Source organism: Anaerobacillus sp. ABD4_527 (genome assembly GCF_056160805.1).
In genome coordinates, this window is sequence record NZ_JBSWXZ010000001.1 from 1,660,978 (window position 1) to 1,683,007 (window position 22,030).

Sequence of the window (22,030 nt, forward strand, 5' to 3'; positions counted from 1 at the left end):
AACGTTTTTTTAGTCCCACGCAAAACGCTGTTCTTTCCACGGATTCCCATACATATGATAGCCGTTCCGCTCCCAAAATCCTTGCTCATTCTGAGATTGAAATCGGATGCCTCTGATCCACTTCGCGCTTTTCCAGAAGTAGAGATGTGGAATCACTGCACGCAGAGGATACCCATGCTCAGGCGTCAGGCGCTCACCGTTATGAGAATGTGCCAGCATGCTCGTTTCATGCAAGAAATCCTCGATCGGAAGGTTCGTCGTCCACCCTTCTTCTGCAATGAGCATGACGAACTTCGCTTCTTCTTTCAGACCCACGTGTTCTGCAAGTACACGTGTCGATACGCCTGTCCAGCGATTATCGAACTTCGACCATCCTGTTACGCAGTGGATATCATTCTGTTTTTCCACTCCCTGAAGCTTGAGCACCTCTTCGAACGATAGCACAGTCGGTCGCTCGACTAACCCATTGATTTCTAAACTCCAGTTCGATAAGTCATCGTTGTAGTAAGGAACATTTCCGACGTGAAGAACGGGCCACCCTGACGTCACCTTCTGATTCGGCGGTACTCGACCTTCGTTCTGCTCTTTTTCTTTTCCAAAGTACATTTTTCACCCTCCCTATCCTCAGCATTTCCAACTATTTCTATCATAACAAAAACACAGGGAATACCTCCCCTGTGTTTGCATATTAAAAGATCATGACCGCAATCCATCCGAATAGGATAAGCGGAATATTGTAGTGTAGAAACGTTGGAACGACCGTGTCCCAGATGTGATTGTGCTGACCATCCGCATTTAGTCCGGATGTTGGTCCGAGCGTACTATCTGATGCAGGCGATCCAGCGTCTCCTAGAGCTGCTGCTGTTCCTACGAGTGCGATGGTTGCCATCGGACTGAACCCTAGTTCCATTGCGAGCGGAACATAAATCGCAGCGATAATTGGAATCGTGGAGAATGATGAGCCGATTCCCATCGTGATGAACAATCCGACGATCAGCATCAATAGCGCTGCAAGTGCTTTGTTATCACCGATAACGCCAGACACCTGCGTGACGAGCTGTTCCACTTCTCCTGTTTGTCTTAGTACTTCAGCAAATCCATTTGCAGCTAGCATCACGAATCCGATGAATGCCATCATCTTCATTCCGTCTGTTAACACTTCTTCTGATTCGTTCAAACGGATGCTTCCTGTCACATATAAGACGATGATACCTGCGAGCGCACCGAGAATCATCGACTCAGTCGGAAGTTGAACCGCTAGAGTGACTACCACTGAGAGTAGTGCGAACGTGATCGAGCGTTTTGAATACGTACGTTCTTTCTGTGGTTCTTGTGAGATCGATAGCTGCTTATACGTTCTAGCTTTTCGATACGTAATGAAGACAGCGATGAATAGTCCCACCACAAGTCCAGCGGTCGGTAGCAGCATAACGGTTGGAATAGAAGAGAGTTCGATCTCCATGCCACTATCAGCCATGTTGGACTGAAGGATTCCGTGGAAGATTTTCCCGAATCCAGCTGGTAATAGAATATAAGGGGCAGTCAACCCGAACGTAAGAACAGATGCTACAGCTCTACGGTCAACGCCTAATTCATTTAGCACCTGTAGAATAGGTGGAATTAAAATTGGGATAAAAGCGATATGCACGGGTACAAGGTTTTGAGAGAAACAAGAAATCAATAAGATAATGAACAAGATAAGTACTTTTGCAAGTCCCTTCCTTCGATCTCCACCTTGTCGGTTGACGACTTTCAAAGCCTTTTCAACCATGAGTTCCGGTAATCCCGTTCTTGATAATCCTACTGCAAAGCTCCCTAGTAATGCATAGCTCAAGGCAACTGTTGCTCCTCCCCCGAGTCCAGAGGTGAATGCGGCAACCGTGTCATCGAGTGACATACCGCCTAACAGGCCCCCTACGATTGCACCGATAACGAGAGCGACAACAACATGTATACGAAAAAGGCTAAGCCCTAGCATGATGAGTACGGCTATAATAACAGCGTTCATTGATGTAACAACCTTTCATAACGTTTGCTTTAGTTTGGTAAATCACTAATAAGTTAACACGAAAGAGGATATGTGTCAAACTCAATTTACTTACTCGATAAGTAAGTAAGGCAACAAGGATTGTTGATCAATTTTTTCAGCTGAGCGTGCCTCGGAATGTGGTATAATAGACTGACAATTTTCAATATGAGCGATGATTTTACATACATCGATGTCCCAGTGAAAAGGCTTATAGGGAGTAAGGTAGTCCTTAGCAGATTGCATCATCAACCTTGTTCCTTTTCCATTCCCATAGCTGTCGTGGTAATGAGCTACTGATAGGTGCAATAAGCCTTTCACGAACGTGTTCGATCGATCTGTTAACCAGATTTCTTCTAATAGATCGTGACATACATAAAACTCTTGTTCATTGAACGCCACAAGAAAATCATAAAACTCTTGTGGATACGGGTACTTCACCTTGAGGTCACCCCCTTACATGTGATTGAGTTGAAATGACTTCGGGTAAATCATACGTAAGATGAGAAAGGAAGATGTTTCACCAATGGAGATCTTATTTAATTTCCCACTTTGGGCTGCACTATTCGGTGTTTTTTTCGCTCAGTTCTTAAAAGTACCAATCTATTTTATTGCAACCAAACAAATCGATTGGTCGTTGATGAATTCAACGGGAGGTATGCCAAGCTCTCACTCGGCGGCAACAACAGCTCTCGCTACAGGTGTAGCATTTGAAACAGGACTTGATTCTCCAGTGTTTGCCGTCGCTGCGATGTTTAGTATCATCGTGATGTTCGACTCGACTGGTGTTAGAAGACAAACCGGAGAGCAAGCGATCGTACTCAATCAGCTCGTAATCGACTTCAACAAATTCATTGAAGAAGCCAAAAGCTGGCCTCAGAAACAAGAGGGCGAGAAAGTAGAAGAACTGAAAGAGCTTCTTGGTCATAAACCGATCGAAGTATTGGTCGGCGGACTTCTAGGTATCGTCGCAACAATCATTCTTTATTACTTATTCAAAATCGGCTCATAAGGAGGACCTATGCGAATCGTTTCATTATGCCCAAGCAATACAGAACTCTGTGCGTACCTTGACTTAACTTCTCAACTTGTTGGTGTTGATGACTTTTCCGATTGGCCAGAATCGATTCAAGAACTTCCTAGGCTAGGTCCTGACCTTTCGATCGATATGGAAAAAGTTCAAGCGTTAGAGCCAGATCTCATTCTCGCTTCCTTAAGCGTACCGGGAATGGAGAAAAATATTGAAGCGCTCGAAGCGCTAAACTTGAATTACACTGTCCTAAATCCCAACTCGTTAGACGATATATGCAACGATCTCGTTACACTCGGAGAATTAACCAATAAACGGGAAGAGGCAGTTGCATTGACAGATCGTATACAGCACATGATCGAAGAATATAAAGAAATCAGTGCCTCGATCGAACATAAGCCAGAGATTTACTGGGAATGGTGGCCAAAACCGATCTTCACGCCTGGGAAAACCAACTGGCTGACTGAAATCAGCGAACTAGCTGGAGCAAGAAACAGTTTCAGAGACGTAGAGCTTGCATCCGTACAAACGGATTGGGAAGATGTACTTCGTCGGAAGCCAGACCACATCTGTCTCGCCTGGGTAGGCGTACACCAGAAGAAGGTCAACCCAGTCGTAGTTAAAAAGCGGGAAGGTTGGGATGAGCTCGGTGAAACGCCGATCCACATCCTTGAAGAGTGGCTTTATTGTCGGCCATCACCACGGTTACTTACAGGGTTAGTAAAACTTGCCTCTATTCTACATCCTGATCACTATCCTGCTTACGACGGAAAAGACCCATTCCTTTCATAGATAGCACAAACGACGGAGATCATGATCTCCGTCGTTTTTAATCACTTGTTTTATTCAATAACTGTTGTCTGAATACCTGCATCGATTCATCTTCGTTCAAAGACTGCAGCACTTCTTCTGTTAGTGAACCGTCCCCTTTTTTGATAACATACACTTCGATCGTCTTCTTCCCCCACTCATCGTATACATCCTGAACGGTATCGTAATAAAGGTCGATTCGGTTTCCTGTTATCGCACTTCCGGTATCTGCCACTACACCATATCCATACCCTGGTATGAACAAGATCGTTCCAATTGGAAATGTATCTGGGTCTGCTGCAATTGTAGAATACAGATCTCTCGTCACTTTAACACCAGAATACGTAATCCCGTATGCAGGATGATCTGGTTTCTTCCCGGTAGATTCTACACCTGCTGTATATCCAGTTGCTGTTACGGTATGAACAGGAAACTGTGACCAATCCTGTGAATTATCAAGTGTTTGCGGCTTTTCTTCTGTTGTAAGTACTTTTTGATCCGGAAAGAACCAGTTGGTCAAATCGTTCAACGGTACCCCGGAAAGTAGTAAATATGTTGAGATAAGGGCTGCTAAAACTAGACTTGTGAAAAACAAGCCCTTTGTCATCACGATCAAAACTCGCACTTGCTTCACTCCTCTCATGGTCTATTCATGTCCAGAGAAAAGCAAAGCTATTCAGAAACCTATACGAAAAAAAGCTTCTGCCAGTGGCTGGCGAAGCTTTTCTAGAACATTTGATATCCTCTGACACGAAGCATACGAATTGCGATACCCGCAAAAATAGCTCCAACTAAACCAGAAAGTAATATAACTGTATCTGCACTCCCTAAAGATATCAAGTCAGATCCAAGCGCTCGCAATGAAGTGCCTGGTTGAGAAAAATAATTAAAAAACGGAACATTATCCACGATCATGATTACGATAACCGGATATGCGACTGCCATGATCCACGTTGAACGCAACAGCATATTGAGCAAGAATCCGATTCCAAAAAACAATACGATAAAGAGCAGCATCGAGATGATTAGCTGTGGAATTGCCATCCTTTCACCTCCATTTAATCAATGTTAGTTTACTGGATTGCGCCCTTTTAGTCAATGAACACAGCGTGAACAAAAAAACTAAGCGCGATTCGCGCTTAGTTTGTTGGATTTTGCTTTGCTCCACTACCTCCACAGTTATCGCATGTTTCCGATCCTCCAAGAAGTAGTTGAAAGTACCCCTTCCCCTGGCAGTAAGGACAATCAGTTGCCTTTACTTTTCTTTGCTGTCTTCTCAAATCAACCACTCCTTTTCTTAATTTTCTGATAATATAACAAGAATGGTTGAAAAAGAAAAACCTCAAATTTGACCAAATACGTCCATGTAAGCGAATACAACCTTTATTATCAGAATATTCCGTCTGTAATCTAACAGTTTTTACGGATTATGAAATAACTTATAAGTTGTGTAGCCAAACTGATTTCCTGGGTTCATTTCAGTTTTGAATTCGTCCTTGTCGCCTAAGAAATATGGAATCATTGAAGATGTATCTGGGTCTCGAAGAAGCTCGTCTTTCGTTAGAAAGCACGCTTTTTCGATCTCTCCCTCTTCTGCTTTCAAGTCTCCTCCACATTTCTTCATATAAAACACGACTAAGTTGTCGCTTATTTCGTTTTTGATGACGCCAGTCCTGATCCCTGCAATCCTAACCGGTTCAGCCACGATCCCGGTTTCTTCATGAATTTCACGAATCGCCGCTTCATCGACCGTTTCGCCTTCATCAACAAACCCAGCTGGAAACGACCACTTTCCTTTTAGACCACCATATTTCTTTTTCACAACTAAATATTTTCCATTCTCTTCAACGATGCCTGCTGCACCTAACCAGACGTTTCCTCTCTTAGTCAAGCAATCATTCCCCCCGGTATAATCTCAACAGTGCGTTCATAAGCTTTACTATAGCCCCTATCCTTATTATAGAAAAGCAAGGCTTACTTCTAAGCCTTTGCTTTTCCTTATGTACGCTTAAAAAAGAAGGCAAAGACATCGCGTCTTTGCCCTCTTAGCTCATTCATTTTTTAGAATAACTTAAGCTTACCTTTTTTCCATACAAGCCCTGGTCCGCCAAGCATGAATAGGTAACGATTATCGATTACCTTTTTCATAGCGGAAGCAGTTGTACCGTATAGCTTCTTGTTACCAACTTTACCGATCGCTTCGCCTTTACCAAGAGAAGCAACTGTACCTTTAATATCAGGTACAAATCCTTCTGTTTCTTTCCCTCTTACAAGGTTAAGGATGTTCTTGGATACTGCACCAGCAGCTTGAATTGCAATCTGAGCAGTTGGTGGGAATGGGCGGTCGATTTCTTCGTTGATAATAAGTGCACAGTCACCAACAACAAATACGTTATCGTAGTCTGGCGTACGCTGATCTTTACGAACAGGTACACGGCCACGGTTCGTTTCGAAACCAGAGTCCGCTACGATAGAGTTACCTTGAACACCACCTGTCCATACGACAGTTGCTGCTTTCACTTCTTCATCTTCACCAAGAATAACGCCGTCTTCCATTACTTCTTTGATCATTGTGTTCGTACGGAACTCAACGCCTTTACGCTCGAGAAGGTTCATCGCGTATTCTACAAGTTCTTCATCGAAGCCAGGAAGTACTGTTGGAGAAGCTTCAACGTTAATGATTCTTACACGATCGCGGTCGATATCGAACTCTTTACAAAGTTCAGGAACGCGCTCTGCTAGTTCACCAACAAATTCGATTCCTGTAAATCCAGCTCCGCCGACGATGATCGTTAGAAGGTCGTCACGACGTTCGGGTTCATTGTTGTAGCTAGCGAATTGATATTCGATGTGCTCACGGATCTTACGAACGGAGTTAACGCTACGGATGCTAAACGCATTTTCTTTCAAGCCTTTGATACCAAATGTTGCTGGTTCAAATCCAAGAGAAAGGACGAGATAGTCGTATTCAAGCTCGCCGTTTTCGAGAATAACGCGCTTCTCATCTGGCTTAACTTCTACAACAGTGTCTTGTACAAATTTGATTTTGTTCGTATCGATCACATCTTCGATCATGATACGTGTTTTGTCATGATGCATTGTTCCCGCTGCTGGTTCATGAAGCCATGTTGTTTGGTAGTGATAGTCATGCTTGTTTACAAGCGTAACTTCCACTTCATTGGTTCCCATTTCCTTTTGAAGGCGAACCGCTGTCATCATTCCACCGTAACCTGCACCTAGGATTGCGATTTTTGGCCTACTCACTTGTATCACATCCACCTTTTTACCGAAATTTTTTGGACATTACAGGTTGGATTCCTGTTCTGACCATTCGTGAAACGTCAATAAACGTTATGATTATGGATATTATCCCTCAATGTTCAAATTTTAATAGAAAAGAATCAGAGAGATTGTTAAAGATTTCACGTTCTAGATCGAAAAAAATGCTGTTCTAGCACGCATATTGTCATAAATACTTCAATTCTGACGCTCAATTTTAATCATATTCTTTTTTATTTTGTTTTTCAACCCTTATAATAAAACTTCTAGGGGTGTTTTCATGATTGGGGTTTAGTTCCGATTTTATTAAGATTATAATAATGAAAGGTTCATTAATTTATGAGGGGGACTGACAATGACTGACCAACAAAAGGTTTATGATATTACCATAATTGGTGGCGGTCCAGTTGGACTATTCACTGCCTTTTACGGTGGAATGCGTCAGCTAGACGTTAAGATAATAGAAAGTATGCCTCAGCTTGGAGGGCAGCTATCTGCTCTCTACCCTGAAAAATATATATACGATGTCGCTGGCTTTCCGAAAGTGTTGGCTCAAGATCTCGTTGATAACTTGATCGAACAAGCTGACCAATTCAATCCTGATGTTGTGCTTGAGGAATCTGTTGAAGAAGTGAAGCAGATGGAAGATGGCACACTTTACTTACGCTCGAATACTGGAGCAGAGCACTACACGCGTGCCGCTATCATTACAGCAGGCGTAGGTGCGTTCCAACCTCGCCGCCTGAAGGTTGAAGGCGCAGATCAATATGAAGGTAAAAACCTTCACTACTTCGTGAACGACTTAACGAAATTCGCTGGACAAAAAGTGCTAGTGGCAGGCGGCGGAGATTCCGCAGTCGACTGGGCGAACATGCTCGAGCCGATTGCAGAAGAAGTGACGCTCATTCACCGTCGAGACAAGTTTAGAGCTCATGAGCACAGTGTCGAACAGTTGATGAACTCTTCTGTTAACATTCAAACGCCATACAACATTAGCGAATTTATCGGTGATGGTGAGCGTATCAATCAAGTTGTTCTGAAACATGCTAAAGAAGACGAAGCGATCACAAAAGACGTTGATGCTGTCATCGTGAACTATGGCTTCATTTCTTCACTTGGTCCTATTAAAGAATGGGGACTCGATATCGAGAAGAACTCCATCGTTGTAAACTCTAAGATGGAAACGAACATCCCAGGGATTTACGCCGCTGGTGACGTCGCTACATACGAAGGTAAGGTAAAACTTATCGCTTCAGGATTTGGCGAAGCACCTACAGCAGTAAATAACGCAAAATCGTATATGGATCCGGATGCAAAAGTACAGCCGATGCACAGTACGAGCTTGTTCGATAAGAAAAAATAAAGGAGGCATCTTGATGGTCAAACTACTCTTTATCATCGTAATGGCCGCAGGTCTCGGCTACTCCTTGTTCCAAAGCCTGAAACATACACCTAAACCAGACTGGAAATCCGTTCGACACCACCTTTTCCACTCTTCTCATTAACCATACGAAAACCCCGTGCCATGGCACGGGGTTTCAATATGTATAGTGTTTTACCAGCCAAGCCCTACTTTTGTAGAAAAGATCGATTCACCTGACTCATGATGTAACGATATTTCATAACGACCAGGTCGGTTCGAATAATCTAACGTGCGCCTCTTAAACTCCACATTTGCACGATAGCGAATATCGATACTTTCTGTTTCTGAATGACCTGAATTCTCCTCACGTATCTTTAACAAGAACAACATGATCCCCCCAAATTCATTACATAATACATTAAGTTTATCATCCTGAGAGATAGGGAGATATGCGTAAAAGTTTACATAGTGCCCAGTATTTACCTTTTGTTGTGGCTGGTTTTTCGCTGGACGTGGTTGGAGGAGGCTTGTAGGGATTGCTGTTCGAATTGAAGGTGCAGCGAGTGGGTTTTGGGTAATTTCAGGTTGGATTGAAGGCCTTAGTGAGGGTGATATCCGCGATTTTTAATGGGATATCCGCGAAATTTAGATTTTATCCGCTAAACTTGACCAGATATCCGCGAAATTTGAAATATTTCCGCGGAAATGAGATTTTATCCGCGAAACAGAATCTTCTGCTGTGACTGCAGTGGTGCGGTTCACTGTTTATTGTCCACTTTTCCTTTTTATTAGCTAAAATGAAGATTTATTAGCCAAAACCAGCATTTATTGTCCAAAAATCAATTTTATTGGCCAAACCAGCTCAGCCTAGTACACCTCCCGCACCATATATCAGCGAAATTTGAATAATATCAGCGATAACCCCTCTTATATCAGCGCAAATCCAATTATATCAGCGAAACCCCTACTTTTATCAGCGATTCTGCAATTATATCAGCGAACCAATACGAACCTCCTCCATCCCACTCTACGCCATCCCGGCACAATCCTATGATTACACCTCCCTACCAGCGGGAAAGAGCCTATTAAGTTTATATGGGGAGGCACAAGTATGAAGAGATTAGAAAATAAAACCGCTGTCGTAACAGGTGGCGCTACTGGAATTGGGAAAGCAACGGTAGAGCTTTTTGCTAAAGAAGGGGCAACTGTCCTGTTGGCAGATGTAAATACGGAAGAAATGGAAAAAACGGCTAAAGAAATAAATGGCGAAGGGGCACACGTTAAAACTTATGAAGTCGATGTTTCTGACGAAGATAGCGTCTCAGCTTTTGCAAAAAAAGTGAAGGAAGAATTCGGTGCGATCGACGTGCTGTTCAATAACGCTGGTGTGGATCAGGAAGGTGGCAAGGTACACGAATACCCAACCGAATTATTCGACCGTATTATATCGGTGGATTTACGCGGTACGTTCCTAACAAGTAAATACTTAATTCCACTTATGCTCGATAAGGGCGGATCGATCATCAATACGTCTTCTATGTCAGGACGAGCAGCTGACCTCGATCGCTCTGGATACAATGCAGCAAAAGGCGGCATTACGAACTTCACAAAAGCGATGGCGATCGATTATGCGAGAGAGGGCATACGAGTCAACTCCATCTCACCTGGTACAATTGAAACCCCGCTCATCGATAAATTAGCTGGATCAAAGGATGAAGAAATGGGTCAGAAGTTCAGAGAAGCTAACAAATGGGTAACGCCTATGGGAAGATTGGGACGTCCTGAGGAAATGGCAAAGGTAGCTCTCTTCCTAGCCTCTGACGATAGCTCTTACGTTACTGGGGAAGACATCGCCGCTGATGGTGGGATCATGGCCTACACGTGGCCTGGTAAGATGCTAATCGATAACGAATGGAAAGAAGGAACCGAATAACCATAAAACCCCCGATCCATCACCAATGGAATCGGGGGTTTTATGCTGTAACTTAAGCCCACCACATCTCGGTCGGCTGTTCTTCGATCAAAACAGATTGCAAGTTTCTTACTGCGCGCTGGAAACCTTCTTCAATCGACATGAGCGGGTCCTCATGTTCGATACTTACAACATGATCATATCCATAGGTGCGAAGTGCACTCATCATGTTTGACCACTCACGATTGCTGTGGCCACAGCCTACAGAACGGAACGTCCATGCTCGAGTCTTCACTTCACCATAAGGCTGCATGTCCGTTAAGCCATGCATGTTTACATTATCTTGGTCGATATAAGTATCTTTTGCATGGAAATGGTGAATAGCGTTCTCTTTACCAAGGATTTTAATCGCTGCAACAGGATCGATCCCCTGCCACCACATATGACTTGGGTCAAGGTTTGCTCCGACTGCGTCACACGTTAGCTCACGAAGCTTCAGCATCGTGTAAGGCGTGTGGACGAGGAAGCCACCGTGTAGCTCTAATCCGATTTTAACGTTATGATCCTTCGCAAATTGACCCCACTCTTTCCAATATGGAACGAGCTTCTCTTCCCACTGCCAAGTCAATACATCTGAATATTCCGCTGGCCAAGGTGTAACTGGCCAATTGGGGAACTTCGCATCTTCATGATCACCCGGTGTACCGGAGAATGTGTTCACGACTGGAACATTCATCAATGAAGCGAGCTTCACTGTTTTAACAAAAGTTTCATGACATTCCTCAGCGAATGCCTTATCAGGAGAAATCGGGTTTCCATGGCAGCTGAACGCGCTGATTTCAAGCCCTCTCTCTTCTACTTTTTCAAGGTATTCAGCACGTTTTTCTTCGCTCTCTAGCAGTTCATCAAGGTTACAATGGGCATTACCTGGATAACCACCCGTGCCGATTTCAACCGCTTTTAGTCCAGAGGCTTTGGCGTGGTCAAGCATCTCTTCAAATGATTTATCAGAAAAAAGAACAGTAAATACGCCGAGTTTCATCGTCTCACTCCTATTTTTAAAATAATTTATAGACGAACGCTTCTTCCTGTTTCACAGCTTTCATAAATGGCTTCGATCACTTGTGAAACGGCTCTTGCTTCTTCCGCTTTCACGATCGGTTCTTCTAACCCGAGACAGCTATTCACAAAGTTCGCCGCTTGAGGTAAGCCTGGATCGTCCTCACCTGGCACCCACTGACTGCTACTGTTCAGAAGCATGCCGTACTTCGCTTTGTTCAGTTCGAAAGGAAAAACATCGAGTCCTCCCTCACTTCCTGAAATGCTGACGGTCTCTTTATCCTCCGCAATGTTCGCGGACCAGGACGTTTCGAACAAGAGAGAAATGTTGTTATCGAATTTAATATAAGCTGTGACGTGATCATCAACATTGAACGTTTCATGATCGAATCCGCCCCAAAGGTTCACTTGCTCAGGGGTTTTACTTAATCGGTTGTACGTGGTGCCTGTCACCTCTACTGGCTTCGGGTTGCCCATTAGCCACATGCTGAGATCAAGGAAGTGACAGCCGTAGTCGATCAAGCTTCCTCCACCTTGAAGCTGCTTGTTTGTGAACACTCCCCAGCCTGGTACTTTTCGGCGGCGAAGGGCTTGTACTCTCGCTACCATCGGATCACCGATTTCTCTTTCAACGATCACTTGACGAGCGGCGCGCGGCTCCTTCATAAAGCGATAGTGATAGCCGATCGAAAGCACTTTTCCTGACGCTTTTTCCGCTTCGATCATTCGATCACATTCTTCAACGGTCATGGCCATAGGCTTTTCACATAAAACGTGTACCCCTGCGTGGAGCGCTTGTATCGCAAGGTCCGCATGGAATTTATTCGGTGTACAAATCGTTACCGCATCCACTTCTTTCAGCATGTCAGCAACTTCTTCGTAGACATTCGGTATGTTGAATAAAAGTGAAACTTCTTTTGCTCTTTCAGTGTTAACGTCATACACACCAAACAACTCTACTTGTTCAGAGAGTTGTTGGTATGCTGGAATATGGCGACCTTGAGCAATCCCGCCAGATCCTATGATCCCCATTCGTAATTTACTCACGTGATCACCTCAGGTTAATGATTTTCTTTGTTTCGTTTGATTCGAGTGCTGCTAGTACGACTTGAAGTGATTTCATCCCTTCATCTCCGCTTACTGGGCTTTCTTTATCTGAAACGATGCTATCAACAAAGCGATCGATAACCTGTGAACTTGTTTGTCCACCACTCTCGTTCGTCTGAATACCGCCGAGCTCGTATTTTACGACTTCTCCTGTTTGATACTGAACGACGAGTGAGTTGACCGGATCATCTTCTAAACGAAGAATCGCTTTTTCTGCATAGATGATTGTAGAATTATCTTCACTCGCTGTGTACGCCCAACTCGCAGCAAGCGTCCCAACGATTCCGCTTTCAGACTTTAAGATACATACCGCGTTATCATCCACTGTCGCAAAATCTTTTGCACTCGTTTCGACGAACGAGCCTACCTCTACGATTTCTTCACCTAGTACATAGCGAATAAGATCTGTTTTATGAACACCTAGATCTCCCATTGCTCCGATAAATGCTTTTTCTTTTTCGAAGAACCAGCTTTCCTTACCGTCAACGCTCCATCCCTCAGGTCCTGGATGTCCAAATGCAGTTCTGAAACTATACACCTTGCCGAGTTCACCGCTTGCTAGTAACTCCTTCGCTTTTGCATGAGACGGGACGAATCGCTGGTTATGAGCGATCATAAGCTGCTTTCCGTGTTCACGTGCCGTCTCGATCATAAGCTCAGCATCTTCTTTCGATGTCGCCATCGGTTTTTCGCAAAGAACATGCTTCCCTGCTTTTAGCGCAGCAATGGAAATCGGAGCATGTAAGTAGTTTGGCGTACAAACACTGATTGCGTCGATTTCTTCAATTTGTAAAACATCCTCAACATTCTCGTATGATGTCGCACCATATAGAGAAGCGATTTCATCAGCTCTAGATTTAACGATGTCACACACCGCAACGATCTGAACGTCCTTGTTCGCTGCGTATTCTGGTAAATGACGATGCTTCGCAATACTTCCACACCCGATAACACCAATCTTTAATGTTTTCATGGTTTCTCCTCCTCTTTCTCCCTCTTATTTTGCTGTAATGGTTTCAAGTGGCTTTGCATTTCCATAGACAGGCTTCGTGCGTTTCGTAGGCGTTGCCCAAACCACCGCATTTTGAATTACGCGCTGGATTTCCTTGTTATAGTACGTTGGATACGTTTCATGTCCAGGTCTAAAGTAAAAGATTTTCCCTTGTCCACGCTTATATGTACAGCCACTTCTAAATACTTCGCCGCCTTCGAACCAGCTTAGAAAAACAAGCTCGTCAGGTGCTGGAATATCAAAGTGCTCTCCATACATCTCTTCTTTCTCTAACTCGATCTTCTCACCGATCCCTTCAGCGATTGGATGAGAAGGATCGACTACCCAAATCCGTTCTTTTTCATCTGCTTCACGCCACTTTAAATCACAACCTGTGCCCATCAGCTTCTTAAATATTTTTGAGAAGTGTGCAGAGTGGAGCACGATTAACCCCATCCCGTCTAGCACACGATTGTGAATTCGCTCAACGACTTCATCTGATACTTCCTCATGTGCGATATGTCCCCACCATAGTAAAACGTCTGTTTCGTTTAGAACCTCTTCAGATAATCCATGTTCCGGCTCATCGAGCGTTGAAGTCCGAACATGATGGCCGCCTTTTAGAAAGTCAGAGATCGCACCGTGAATCCCGTTCGGATATACGCTTCTTACTTCCTCGTTTTGTTGCTCATGACGATTTTCGTTCCATACTGTTACATTAAGCATCTCTTCCACTTCCTTTTCTCTATTCTTTTACAGATCCTGATGTTAGACCAGATACGATTCTTCTCTGGAATATAAGTACCATGATGACGAGTGGAACCGTAACGACAACTGTTGCAGCTGAGATTTCTCCCCAAGGAATCGTAAATTGTCCCTGGAAGAGTGCGATTCCAACTGGAACCGTTTTAAACTTATCCGCCGTGTTGATGGTTAGGGCGAATAAGAACTCGTTCCATGCTGCGATAAAAACTAGAATCGCTGTCGTGAAGATCCCAGGCACTGCAAGAGGCATGATGACCTTCCAATAAGTCTGCCAGAGAGATGCGCCGTCGATTCTAGCAGCTTCCTCTAGGTCGAATGGAATCTTCCTAAAGAAGGTTACGAGAATCCAAATCGATAGGGGGAGCGTGATCGTTGTATAAGGGATGATCAGTCCCAGGTAGCTATTCGTAAGTCCTAGATTCTTCAAAAAAATATAGATCGGTGAAATGGTAGCAATCTGCGGGAACATCGATACGGATAGCACAACACCGAGGATGATCGGCTTCCCGCGAAAGTTTAAGCGTGCGATCGCATATGCTGCGAACGATGCCACAAGTACGGTATACACGGTTGTGATCCCCGCTACAACGAAACTGTTCCATAGATAGCGCATGAATGGATAGTCTACGAAAACGGATACATAGTTTTGCAAAGTCGGATTAGATGTAAATGGAGAAAAGGCTTTTTCCCCGAATAGCTCTGACAACGGTTTAATCGAACTCGCAAGCATCCATAAGAATGGAAACATGACGACAAATACAAATAACACTAGAAAAACGTAAAATAATGGTCCCGCTTTCTTATTCATTTTACTTGGCCTCCTTCTCGATTTCACTCATTATTTTCCAGAACCGTCCTTGATTAATTCAGATCCAAGTAATTTAATGAAGATAGCGGAAATGATCGCAACACAGAGAAAGACGATAACGGAAAGTGCTGAACCTTCACCAAAGTTGGTTTGTGAGAACATCACCTTGTAAGCTAGTATCGATATCGTTTCAGTTGAGTTTGCTGGACCTCCACCTGTCAATACGTAGATCAAGTCGAACACTCGGAACGCATCAAGTGTACGGAATAAAAGGGCTACAAGAATGCTAGTTTTTAAAAGTGGAAGCGTTACGGTTAAAAACTGTTTCCACTTGTTTGCTCCATCGATCGACGCCGCTTCGTAAAGTGAAGATGGGATCGTTTGGAGCCCAGCAAGAATAAGTAGGGCCATGTACGGCGTTGTTTTCCAAACATCTGCAAAGATAACGGAGAACATCGCGCCTGTATCAGTGGTCAATAGGACAGTCATCTTTTCTACTAGACCGACGTCAGCAAATAGCTTTGCAACGATACCATTCTGACCATCATACAAGAACTTCCACATAAGAGCGGCTACGGCGGTTGGCACTGCCCATGGAATCAAGATACTCGCACGGATAAGTCCTCTACCGATAAATGCTTTATTGATCAATAATGCGATTGCGAGACCAAGAATCAGTTCAGCTAAAACGGAAATGAACGTAAATACACCTGTATTCCAAAGTGCTTTCCACATGCGACTATCACTGAAATTATCTTGGTAGTGTTTGAAGCCGATAAAGTTAGGTTCAACGACAATATCGTTGAGTGAAGAAGAGAGGCCAACGATTTTATCGCCTTGCTCAAGCTCTCCTGCTCCATTGATCGCTTTTAACTCCGAATTGATATCTTTCACTGAAGTTACTAAGTCTTCAGCAACACCTTCTTCGATTTCAACATACTTCAGATCTTCGGGAATGTTCTCAAAGTTATCGAGTTTTTCATTGATCAAATCATAGTTTTCAGCAGCTTTTGGCTTCTCTTGGATACGACCATCCAAATCTTCGAGCGTCGCTTTGATTTCACCAAGCTCACCTGCTGCATTGCCTTTATTGATTTCTGAATCGATCGCACCGATTAAGAACGGGTAGTTCTGTAAATAGCGGTCCATGTCGAGCTGATAATCGAGGTGAACAGAAGATTTCGTCGGATCGTTCAACCTAAGGTCAAATAAGCTAAAATAAAAGGATTGAATAACTGGCCAAATCGAGATTGCTAGAATTAAAAGCAATGCAGGCGCGACAAGTAAGTAGCCTACTTTTGCATCACTTTTCTTCTTTTTCGTCTTCTTATCAACTTTAATAGGCTTATGAGGATCAATATCCGTTTGTGGCATGCCGCCGCTCCTCCCTTATGAAAGACATTAGCCTTCACACATATGAAGGCTAATGTTCATTTAGATTTACTTGACTAGCTTTTCTTTCATCTCTTTTTCCATCGCAGCTGCAGCTTCTTCTGGAGTTAATTCACCAGAGATCGCTTTTGACACGTTGATTTGGATGATTTCAGAGATTTCAGGATAGTTTGGAGCTACCGGACGAGACACTGCACCTTCAAGTGCGTTCTGGAATCCTTCTTCACCAAAGAATGGGTTAGCTTCAATAATTTCTTCGTCTTCAAATAATGCTGGAAGTGTTGGAGCATGAGAACCTTCGATCGCATCGATCTTCTGTCCTTCTGGACCAGTCATGAACTTTAAGAACTCCCAAGCTTCTTGAGGGTGCTCAGAGTAGTTATTGATCGCAGCCATCCAGCCACCAAGTGCAGCTGCTGATCCAGCATCGCCTTCTGGAAGTGGCGCTACTTCTACGTTTCCAACGATTTTAGATTGCTCTTCATCGTTAGCTAGTGAATATTGGTAAGGCCAGTTACGGATAAATGGTGCTTGTCCTTCGATAAAAGCAGTGTGAGATTCTGGCTCAGTAAACGTTGTGATGTTATCTGGAACGAAATCAGCATTTGCAATTTCAACCATCTTGCTTAGACCTTTGATTGCTTCAGGTGAGTTGATTGCTACTTCACCATTCTCATCGATGAACTCTCCACCGTAAGATGCTACAAACTCAACTGCGTTTGTAACAAGTCCTTCATATTGCTTCGCTTGCATTAAGTAACCAAACTGTGTTCCATCTTGTCCTTTTAGCTCAGATGCTTGTGCCATAAGGTCATCCCACGTTTTTGGCGCTTCAGAAGCTAGGTCAGAACGATAGAAAAGCATACCAGCATCGATAAATTTAGGCATCGCCCACTGCTTCCCGTTAAACGTAGCTGCTGACACTGGTCCTTGGTTGTAATCTTCCATGTTGATTCCATCTTTTTGGATGAAACGGTCTAGAGGAAGTACATATCCAGCTTGAGCAAATTCAGCAGGCCAGATAACGTCGATATCGAACACATCGATTTCAGATGATTCAGCGTTAAGCATCGTTACATATGCATCGTGCTGTGCACCTGTGTCTGTTGGCATTTCACGGAACTCGACTTTAATATTAGGATTTTGCTTCATGAATTCTTCAACCATCACATCGGTTGCACCTGTCGCATCCTTACCTCTTGCATAGACGATCGTTACTTGTTCTTCATCAGTCTTCGCTTCTTCATCATTTGAATTAGAGTTACTGTTGCTTGAAGTAGAATTAGATCCACAAGCGGATAACACAAGAATAAAGGCCATTACAATGATCAACAGCTTACTGTTCTTCAAAAAACGCATGATAGAAATTCCTCCTTTTAATTGTTGAAATCGTTTTCAAAAATGATTGTAATCGATTTCAAAAAAGTGTGTCTTAAGTTGTCTTTCTTTTAACAAGTGAGATCGGTAGTTCAATCACCGATTGTTGCGTACGTTCAATCACACCATTCAAACAGTCGATAAATACAGACATCGTTCGTGAACCAATCTCTTCTCCTGGTTGATGGATTGTTGTGAGCTCAGGTTCTATCAAACTAGCGATAGGCTGATCATCAAACCCTAAAATTGCAAGTTCTTCTGGGACCTTAAGTCCGTGGCGCTTTGCTTCTTTTAATACCCCTGAAGCAACTTCATCTCCACCTGTAAAGATCGCTGTTGGACGATTCTTTAGGTTTATGATTTTTTTTAGCACCTTTTTGCCATCTTCCATTGTATATGTATCATGGAATACCCATTCTCGGTTGAGTGGAAGTGCAGCTTCTGCAATGGCACGCTCAAATCCTTTACGGCGATCATTTGAAAGACCGCTTTTAGAACCGTGGCAAAATGCGATTTTCTTGTAACCTCTCTCAATCAGATGACGAGTGCCTAAATAACTTCCATAGGCTTGATCAAGACGAACGATCGGAACGGTTGCATCCCGGTGATACTCATTACATAGAATGATTGGACCAGATTCAGTATATGGTTGGATCTTACTCCAATCATTTTCGATCGAAGTGAAGATTACCCCATCTACCTGCTTTGTCTTTAATAACGTAAGAAAGTCCAATTCCTTCTTCTTGCTAGACTGTGTTTGGCAAATGAGCAGTTGAAATCCTTTTTCCTCTGCAACCTTTTCGATCCCATCAAGGATCGTAGTGAAAAATGGATTCGTTAGTCTCGGTATCAGTACAGCTACTAGATTCGTCTTCCTATTCCTTAAGTTTCTTGCTGAGGTATTAGGAAAATAACCTAATTCTTGCATCGCTTCATGTACAAGCCTTCGCTTCTCTTCCGATACGTGAGGATAGTTATTTATGACGCGAGATACTGTCGCACTCGAAAGTCCGGTTTGTTTGGCGACATCTGAAATTGTAGCCATCAATTAACCTCCCCAGAAAGCTCAATAGCCTCCCCCCGTTTTTTGTAATCGATTACATGGAATCGATTGCATTCATTGTACCCCATCTTTTTTTGACGTTCAAGACTATTTTTAGAAAATTATCACGATTATTCGCTCTTTATTTCAACTTTTCTTAAATAGCGGTAGCTTCGAGACACACTTTCGATCGGATCTAACTGACACTCGTCCTGTTCGACAACCCACCACTGTACGCCGCTAGCAGACCCCTGCTCAAGAACCTTTTCAATCTCAATATTTCCTGTTCCTAAAATAACCGTGTCTTCGTTTTCATCATCCGAGCGATCTTTCAAATGAACGACAGGCGTACGACCTTTGTATGTTTGTAACCATTCGACCGGATCGTGCCCTGCTCTCTGCAGCCAGTAAATATCAAACTCTGCCTGAATCGTTTCATCACTTTCTAAAATCATGGCGAGTGGTGAGTTCTTCATTTCAGTCTCAAGTTCAAAATCATGATGATGGTAGGAAACCGACATACCATGTTCGGCACATTTTCCTGCCGCTTCTTTTAATACGTCAGCAACGTGTTGATAGCTCTCTTTATTTCTCATTTCAGGAGGAAGCCATGGACAAACGATACGCGTATTTCCAAGTTTCATCTGCTCATAGATCACCTGTTCAAGATCCTGTTCGATGCGTTCGAACGGAACGTGGTGGCCAACCACCTCTAAACCAAGCTCATCCAACTTTTTCTTCACTTCTTCCGGTCGTTTTCCGTATAGTCCAGCGAGTTCAACACCTTCGTAGCCGATTCCAGCTACCCGTTCGAGAGTCTTAAAGAAATCTTTTTCACATTCATTTCTTAGCGTGTAAAGCTGTACGCCGATCTTATTCATTTTGACATGCTCCTTTCTCTACGAAACAAAACGTAAGGGATAGAAATGTTTTCCACCCCTTCACGTTCAGAGTTCTAGATAATTTGTCGAAATCCTTTCTCAAATAAAAAAACCTTCCCTATAAAAGGGAAGGTAATGATTATTAACAATTCTCCGGCGTACCAGCATTCGTCGCTGTTTTAAACGAAGAACCGCAGCCGCATGATGCAATCGCGTTCGGATTCTCGATATTGAGTTAACTTTTACACAAATCCAGAAACCCAGATACGATTGATCTGGCTCTTTATATTAAGACAAGAGTAAGGTTAAAATTTCATGACAAGGGACAAAAATTCTGGAAATTATGTTAAACAAGGAATAAGTAATTACATTTATCATTCGTCATATATTCTACAGAAGAAAATTTTGATAATGAAGAAGGAGTGTTCATAAACTGATTAAGAATTTCATCTATCTCATTTAGAGCGGTATATTTTATTCTTAGGATAGGGATATTTCTACTCGTACAAAAATTGTTTTTAATTTCATCACAAGCGATCCTATAATCGAAACCTTCTTGTCCTCCAAACACCTCTAATGGCTTAAAGTGTTGAATCCCATCAAACTCAATAAGGAACTCTCCATGATTATTCGAGTCAAATACCTTGAAATCAAAAGGGAGGGGACGTTCATTCTTACAATCCTCATATCTTGCTTGGTGCTGATATTTAAAGTTATTAGTTTCAAGGTATTTTGCTATAGCTAACTCACCTTTTGATGAATTACACCTAGGACATCTTCTGCCACCGTTCAAAAATTTATGAGGAGACGCTTTCCAAACGTTCCCACAAATATTGTGTTTTATGTTAATTTTATCAAATATTCCACTGTATTCTTCAAGTACAACATATTCGTTCCCAACTAGGTCAAATACTTCAGCTAAAAACTCGTTATGAGTTTTCCTTTGACCAATATCTGAACAAACCTTGCAGTTCCTATTAAGAATTTCTATAGGAGACTTATAGTATTCTTTCCCACATACTTTGTGCCTTATTAAAATCTTCTTCCTTATTCCGGTGTATTCACCTAATACTTCATATTCATTACCATACACTTCATATAGTTGCATTTTGAACTCATGGGTGGTTTTTAATCTAGCTTTTGCCCGTCTCTCAAGAGAGCATTTGGGACACCTTGCTTGCTCTTGACCAACAAACTTACTTGGATAAGACATAAATTCATTCCCACATACAAGATGTTTCATTAAAATTGGCGTTTTTGAGCTTTGGTATTGTCCTAGAACAGTGTATTCTCCACCTGATAACTCATAAACCTCTTCAGCAAACTGCTCTTGAGTTTTCAAAATGTTGCCGTAGCATTTAGGACACCTCTTCTTCCCCTTTAAAAAGTTTGACGGTGTGGGACTCCATTCAAATCCACATTCATTGTGTCTAGTAAGCACGCCCTCAGAGGTAGTGTTAAAATCTCCAATAATAATATACTCGTTTCCAACTAGGTCAAAAACCTCCTCTCTATACATATCAGGGGTTCTCTGGACTCCCCTTCTGCATTTTGGGCATCTTTTTCCACTCTTAAAATTAGATGGTCTAACAGGGTATTCAAATCCACAATCATTATGTTTTATTAGAATTGGTGTAGTATTGTTCAAGTATTCACCTAACACAGTATATTTATCGCCTACCAATTTAAAAACTTCATTTATAAAAAATTCTGAAGTATGCCGTTGTCTTTGTGCGCCCTCTTGTCTACTGCATAAAACACAGCGTTGACCTGTCAGAAAGTTACTCGGCTGCATCATAAAGACCGTCCCACATGTATTGTGTCTGAATTCCACCTTTTCTTTGGATTTTTTATATTCACTTAGAACTTCATAAACATCACCAACTAAGTCTTTAACCTCTTTTATAAACTGCCGATGTGTCTTTGACCGCTTTTGCCTACCCTTATTTTGCGAACACTTGGGACATCTTCTACCATTTAAAAACTTATTAGGAGAAACCAGATACTCATGGTTACAAGGAACATGTCTCATTACTAACTTTTCACCTGTATTTATGTATTCACCTATTACTTCATATGAGTCCCCTTCAAGATTGTAGACTTCTTCAATGAACTGTTGGTGTGTCTTTTTTTTAGCCAAACCATTCCCCTCCTCGCCTAATTACCCTAATATTAATTGAAAATTCAA

Annotated in this window: 24 protein-coding genes and 1 pseudogene; 5 read left to right on the forward strand and 20 right to left on the reverse strand. The window is 42.7% G+C overall.

The genetic code is table 11. From position 1 onward, the window contains the following. Positions 1 to 9: 9 nt before the first annotated feature. The 3 genes from ACXAHI_RS08625 to ACXAHI_RS08635 form a co-directional block, all read right to left on the reverse strand. Positions 10 to 606, reverse strand: a complete 597-nt coding sequence (locus tag ACXAHI_RS08625) for a sulfite oxidase-like oxidoreductase (RefSeq protein ID WP_474847177.1) — start codon at positions 604 to 606, stop codon at positions 10 to 12. 82 nt (positions 607 to 688) lie between these two features. Continuing rightward, positions 689 to 2,008, reverse strand: a complete 1,320-nt coding sequence (locus ACXAHI_RS08630) for a Na+/H+ antiporter family protein (RefSeq protein ID WP_474847178.1) — start codon at positions 2,006 to 2,008, stop codon at positions 689 to 691. Positions 2,009 to 2,098: 90 nt separating this feature from the next. Beyond that, entirely contained in the window at positions 2,099 to 2,467 is a 369-nt protein-coding gene (locus ACXAHI_RS08635) for a DUF309 domain-containing protein (protein ID WP_474847179.1), read from the reverse strand. Positions 2,468 to 2,552: 85 nt separating this feature from the next. Between ACXAHI_RS08635 and ACXAHI_RS08640 the strand changes: the two genes are divergently transcribed. Together ACXAHI_RS08640 and ACXAHI_RS08645 are read left to right on the forward strand one after the other, a co-directional pair. Then, positions 2,553 to 3,038 carry a divergent PAP2 family protein gene (locus tag ACXAHI_RS08640; RefSeq protein WP_474810687.1) on the forward strand — a complete coding sequence of 162 codons (486 nt, stop codon included), beginning with the start codon at positions 2,553 to 2,555 and terminating at the stop codon, positions 3,036 to 3,038. A 9-nt stretch (positions 3,039 to 3,047) separates the two neighbouring features. Beyond that, on the forward strand, positions 3,048 to 3,848 hold the full coding sequence (locus ACXAHI_RS08645; protein WP_474847180.1) for a cobalamin-binding protein: 801 nt from the start codon (positions 3,048 to 3,050) through the stop codon (positions 3,846 to 3,848). A gap of 37 nt (positions 3,849 to 3,885) precedes the next feature. Here the strand turns inward: ACXAHI_RS08645 and ACXAHI_RS08650 are convergent, their stop codons facing one another. From ACXAHI_RS08650 to ACXAHI_RS08670, 5 genes are all read right to left on the reverse strand, one after another. Next, positions 3,886 to 4,491 carry a 3D domain-containing protein gene (locus ACXAHI_RS08650; protein ID WP_442865094.1) on the reverse strand — a complete coding sequence of 202 codons (606 nt, stop codon included), beginning with the start codon at positions 4,489 to 4,491 and terminating at the stop codon, positions 3,886 to 3,888. 101 nt (positions 4,492 to 4,592) lie between these two features. Then, positions 4,593 to 4,910 carry a YuiB family protein gene (locus ACXAHI_RS08655; RefSeq protein ID WP_474847181.1) on the reverse strand — a complete coding sequence of 106 codons (318 nt, stop codon included), beginning with the start codon at positions 4,908 to 4,910 and terminating at the stop codon, positions 4,593 to 4,595. A 95-nt stretch (positions 4,911 to 5,005) separates the two neighbouring features. Further along, positions 5,006 to 5,146, reverse strand: a complete 141-nt coding sequence (locus tag ACXAHI_RS08660) for a YuiA family protein (RefSeq protein ID WP_270179856.1) — start codon at positions 5,144 to 5,146, stop codon at positions 5,006 to 5,008. 140 nt (positions 5,147 to 5,286) lie between these two features. After that, a complete protein-coding gene (locus tag ACXAHI_RS08665; RefSeq protein ID WP_474847182.1) occupies positions 5,287 to 5,757 on the reverse strand; it encodes an NUDIX domain-containing protein in 471 nt (156 codons plus the stop codon). A gap of 170 nt (positions 5,758 to 5,927) precedes the next feature. Beyond that, on the reverse strand, positions 5,928 to 7,130 hold the full coding sequence (locus ACXAHI_RS08670; protein WP_474847183.1) for an NAD(P)/FAD-dependent oxidoreductase: 1,203 nt from the start codon (positions 7,128 to 7,130) through the stop codon (positions 5,928 to 5,930). A 370-nt stretch (positions 7,131 to 7,500) separates the two neighbouring features. On the opposite strand from ACXAHI_RS08670, the gene ACXAHI_RS08675 reads away from it, so the two are divergent. Continuing rightward, the gene (locus ACXAHI_RS08675; RefSeq protein ID WP_270179859.1) at positions 7,501 to 8,508 is read left to right on the forward strand and encodes an NAD(P)/FAD-dependent oxidoreductase; all 1,008 of its coding nucleotides are present in this window, start codon (positions 7,501 to 7,503) and stop codon (positions 8,506 to 8,508) included. A 13-nt stretch (positions 8,509 to 8,521) separates the two neighbouring features. Continuing rightward, positions 8,522 to 8,650 carry a hypothetical protein gene (locus ACXAHI_RS08680; protein WP_270179860.1) on the forward strand — a complete coding sequence of 43 codons (129 nt, stop codon included), beginning with the start codon at positions 8,522 to 8,524 and terminating at the stop codon, positions 8,648 to 8,650. 50 nt (positions 8,651 to 8,700) lie between these two features. On the opposite strand, the gene ACXAHI_RS08685 is transcribed toward ACXAHI_RS08680, so the two are convergent. Next, positions 8,701 to 8,895 (reverse strand): hypothetical protein, encoded by a 195-nt coding sequence (locus ACXAHI_RS08685; RefSeq protein WP_474847184.1) that lies wholly within the window; start codon positions 8,893 to 8,895, stop codon positions 8,701 to 8,703. Positions 8,896 to 9,619: 724 nt separating this feature from the next. Between ACXAHI_RS08685 and ACXAHI_RS08690 the strand changes: the two genes are divergently transcribed. Then, complete coding sequence (locus ACXAHI_RS08690) at positions 9,620 to 10,441, forward strand: SDR family oxidoreductase (RefSeq protein WP_474847185.1); 822 nt, start codon at positions 9,620 to 9,622, stop codon at positions 10,439 to 10,441. 52 nt (positions 10,442 to 10,493) lie between these two features. On the opposite strand, the gene ACXAHI_RS08695 is transcribed toward ACXAHI_RS08690, so the two are convergent. The 11 genes and pseudogenes from ACXAHI_RS08695 to ACXAHI_RS08745 form a co-directional block, all read right to left on the reverse strand. Beyond that, positions 10,494 to 11,462, reverse strand: a complete 969-nt coding sequence (locus tag ACXAHI_RS08695) for a sugar phosphate isomerase/epimerase family protein (protein ID WP_474810681.1) — start codon at positions 11,460 to 11,462, stop codon at positions 10,494 to 10,496. A 26-nt stretch (positions 11,463 to 11,488) separates the two neighbouring features. Further along, complete coding sequence (locus tag ACXAHI_RS08700; protein ID WP_474847186.1) at positions 11,489 to 12,526, reverse strand: Gfo/Idh/MocA family protein; 1,038 nt, start codon at positions 12,524 to 12,526, stop codon at positions 11,489 to 11,491. 4 nt (positions 12,527 to 12,530) lie between these two features. Continuing rightward, the gene (locus ACXAHI_RS08705) at positions 12,531 to 13,559 is read right to left on the reverse strand and encodes a Gfo/Idh/MocA family protein (protein WP_474847187.1); all 1,029 of its coding nucleotides are present in this window, start codon (positions 13,557 to 13,559) and stop codon (positions 12,531 to 12,533) included. A 24-nt stretch (positions 13,560 to 13,583) separates the two neighbouring features. Then, entirely contained in the window at positions 13,584 to 14,303 is a 720-nt protein-coding gene (locus ACXAHI_RS08710; protein ID WP_474847188.1) for a ThuA domain-containing protein, read from the reverse strand. A 19-nt stretch (positions 14,304 to 14,322) separates the two neighbouring features. After that, positions 14,323 to 15,150, reverse strand: a complete 828-nt coding sequence (locus ACXAHI_RS08715; protein ID WP_270179867.1) for a carbohydrate ABC transporter permease — start codon at positions 15,148 to 15,150, stop codon at positions 14,323 to 14,325. 30 nt (positions 15,151 to 15,180) lie between these two features. Beyond that, positions 15,181 to 16,524, reverse strand: a complete 1,344-nt coding sequence (locus ACXAHI_RS08720; protein ID WP_474847189.1) for a carbohydrate ABC transporter permease — start codon at positions 16,522 to 16,524, stop codon at positions 15,181 to 15,183. Positions 16,525 to 16,590: 66 nt separating this feature from the next. Further along, positions 16,591 to 17,901 (reverse strand): ABC transporter substrate-binding protein, encoded by a 1,311-nt coding sequence (locus tag ACXAHI_RS08725; RefSeq protein WP_270179869.1) that lies wholly within the window; start codon positions 17,899 to 17,901, stop codon positions 16,591 to 16,593. Positions 17,902 to 17,974: 73 nt separating this feature from the next. Further along, a complete protein-coding gene (locus ACXAHI_RS08730; protein WP_474847190.1) occupies positions 17,975 to 18,964 on the reverse strand; it encodes a LacI family DNA-binding transcriptional regulator in 990 nt (329 codons plus the stop codon). A gap of 128 nt (positions 18,965 to 19,092) precedes the next feature. Beyond that, on the reverse strand, positions 19,093 to 19,842 hold the full coding sequence (locus ACXAHI_RS08735; protein ID WP_474847191.1) for a sugar phosphate isomerase/epimerase family protein: 750 nt from the start codon (positions 19,840 to 19,842) through the stop codon (positions 19,093 to 19,095). Positions 19,843 to 19,984: 142 nt separating this feature from the next. After that, positions 19,985 to 20,071 (reverse strand): annotated as a pseudogene (locus ACXAHI_RS08740) (iron-sulfur cluster assembly accessory protein); the annotation flags it as partial. A 117-nt stretch (positions 20,072 to 20,188) separates the two neighbouring features. Further along, a complete protein-coding gene (locus ACXAHI_RS08745) occupies positions 20,189 to 21,982 on the reverse strand; it encodes a hypothetical protein (protein ID WP_474847192.1) in 1,794 nt (597 codons plus the stop codon). Positions 21,983 to 22,030: the final 48 nt, after the last annotated feature.

Bases quoted from the DNA above. Each gene is read 5' to 3' on its own strand.
- ACXAHI_RS08625 (WP_474847177.1), bottom strand. From the start codon at position 606: ATGTACTTTGGAAAAGAAAAAGAGCAGAACGAAGGTCGAGTACCGCCG.
- ACXAHI_RS08630 (WP_474847178.1), bottom strand. From the start codon at position 2,008: ATGAACGCTGTTATTATAGCCGTACTCATCATGCTAGGGCTTAGCCTT.
- ACXAHI_RS08640 (WP_474810687.1), top strand. From the start codon at position 2,553: ATGGAGATCTTATTTAATTTCCCACTTTGGGCTGCACTATTCGGTGTT.
- ACXAHI_RS08645 (WP_474847180.1), top strand. From the start codon at position 3,048: ATGCGAATCGTTTCATTATGCCCAAGCAATACAGAACTCTGTGCGTAC.
- ACXAHI_RS08655 (WP_474847181.1), bottom strand. From the start codon at position 4,910: ATGGCAATTCCACAGCTAATCATCTCGATGCTGCTCTTTATCGTATTG.
- ACXAHI_RS08675 (WP_270179859.1), top strand. From the start codon at position 7,501: ATGACTGACCAACAAAAGGTTTATGATATTACCATAATTGGTGGCGGT.
- ACXAHI_RS08680 (WP_270179860.1), top strand. From the start codon at position 8,522: ATGGTCAAACTACTCTTTATCATCGTAATGGCCGCAGGTCTCGGCTAC.
- ACXAHI_RS08690 (WP_474847185.1), top strand. From the start codon at position 9,620: ATGAAGAGATTAGAAAATAAAACCGCTGTCGTAACAGGTGGCGCTACT.
- ACXAHI_RS08695 (WP_474810681.1), bottom strand. From the start codon at position 11,462: ATGAAACTCGGCGTATTTACTGTTCTTTTTTCTGATAAATCATTTGAA.
- ACXAHI_RS08705 (WP_474847187.1), bottom strand. From the start codon at position 13,559: ATGAAAACATTAAAGATTGGTGTTATCGGGTGTGGAAGTATTGCGAAG.
- ACXAHI_RS08710 (WP_474847188.1), bottom strand. From the start codon at position 14,303: ATGCTTAATGTAACAGTATGGAACGAAAATCGTCATGAGCAACAAAAC.
- ACXAHI_RS08715 (WP_270179867.1), bottom strand. From the start codon at position 15,150: ATGAATAAGAAAGCGGGACCATTATTTTACGTTTTTCTAGTGTTATTT.
- ACXAHI_RS08720 (WP_474847189.1), bottom strand. From the start codon at position 16,524: ATGCCACAAACGGATATTGATCCTCATAAGCCTATTAAAGTTGATAAG.
- ACXAHI_RS08725 (WP_270179869.1), bottom strand. From the start codon at position 17,901: ATGCGTTTTTTGAAGAACAGTAAGCTGTTGATCATTGTAATGGCCTTT.
- ACXAHI_RS08730 (WP_474847190.1), bottom strand. From the start codon at position 18,964: ATGGCTACAATTTCAGATGTCGCCAAACAAACCGGACTTTCGAGTGCG.
- ACXAHI_RS08735 (WP_474847191.1), bottom strand. From the start codon at position 19,842: ATGAATAAGATCGGCGTACAGCTTTACACGCTAAGAAATGAATGTGAA.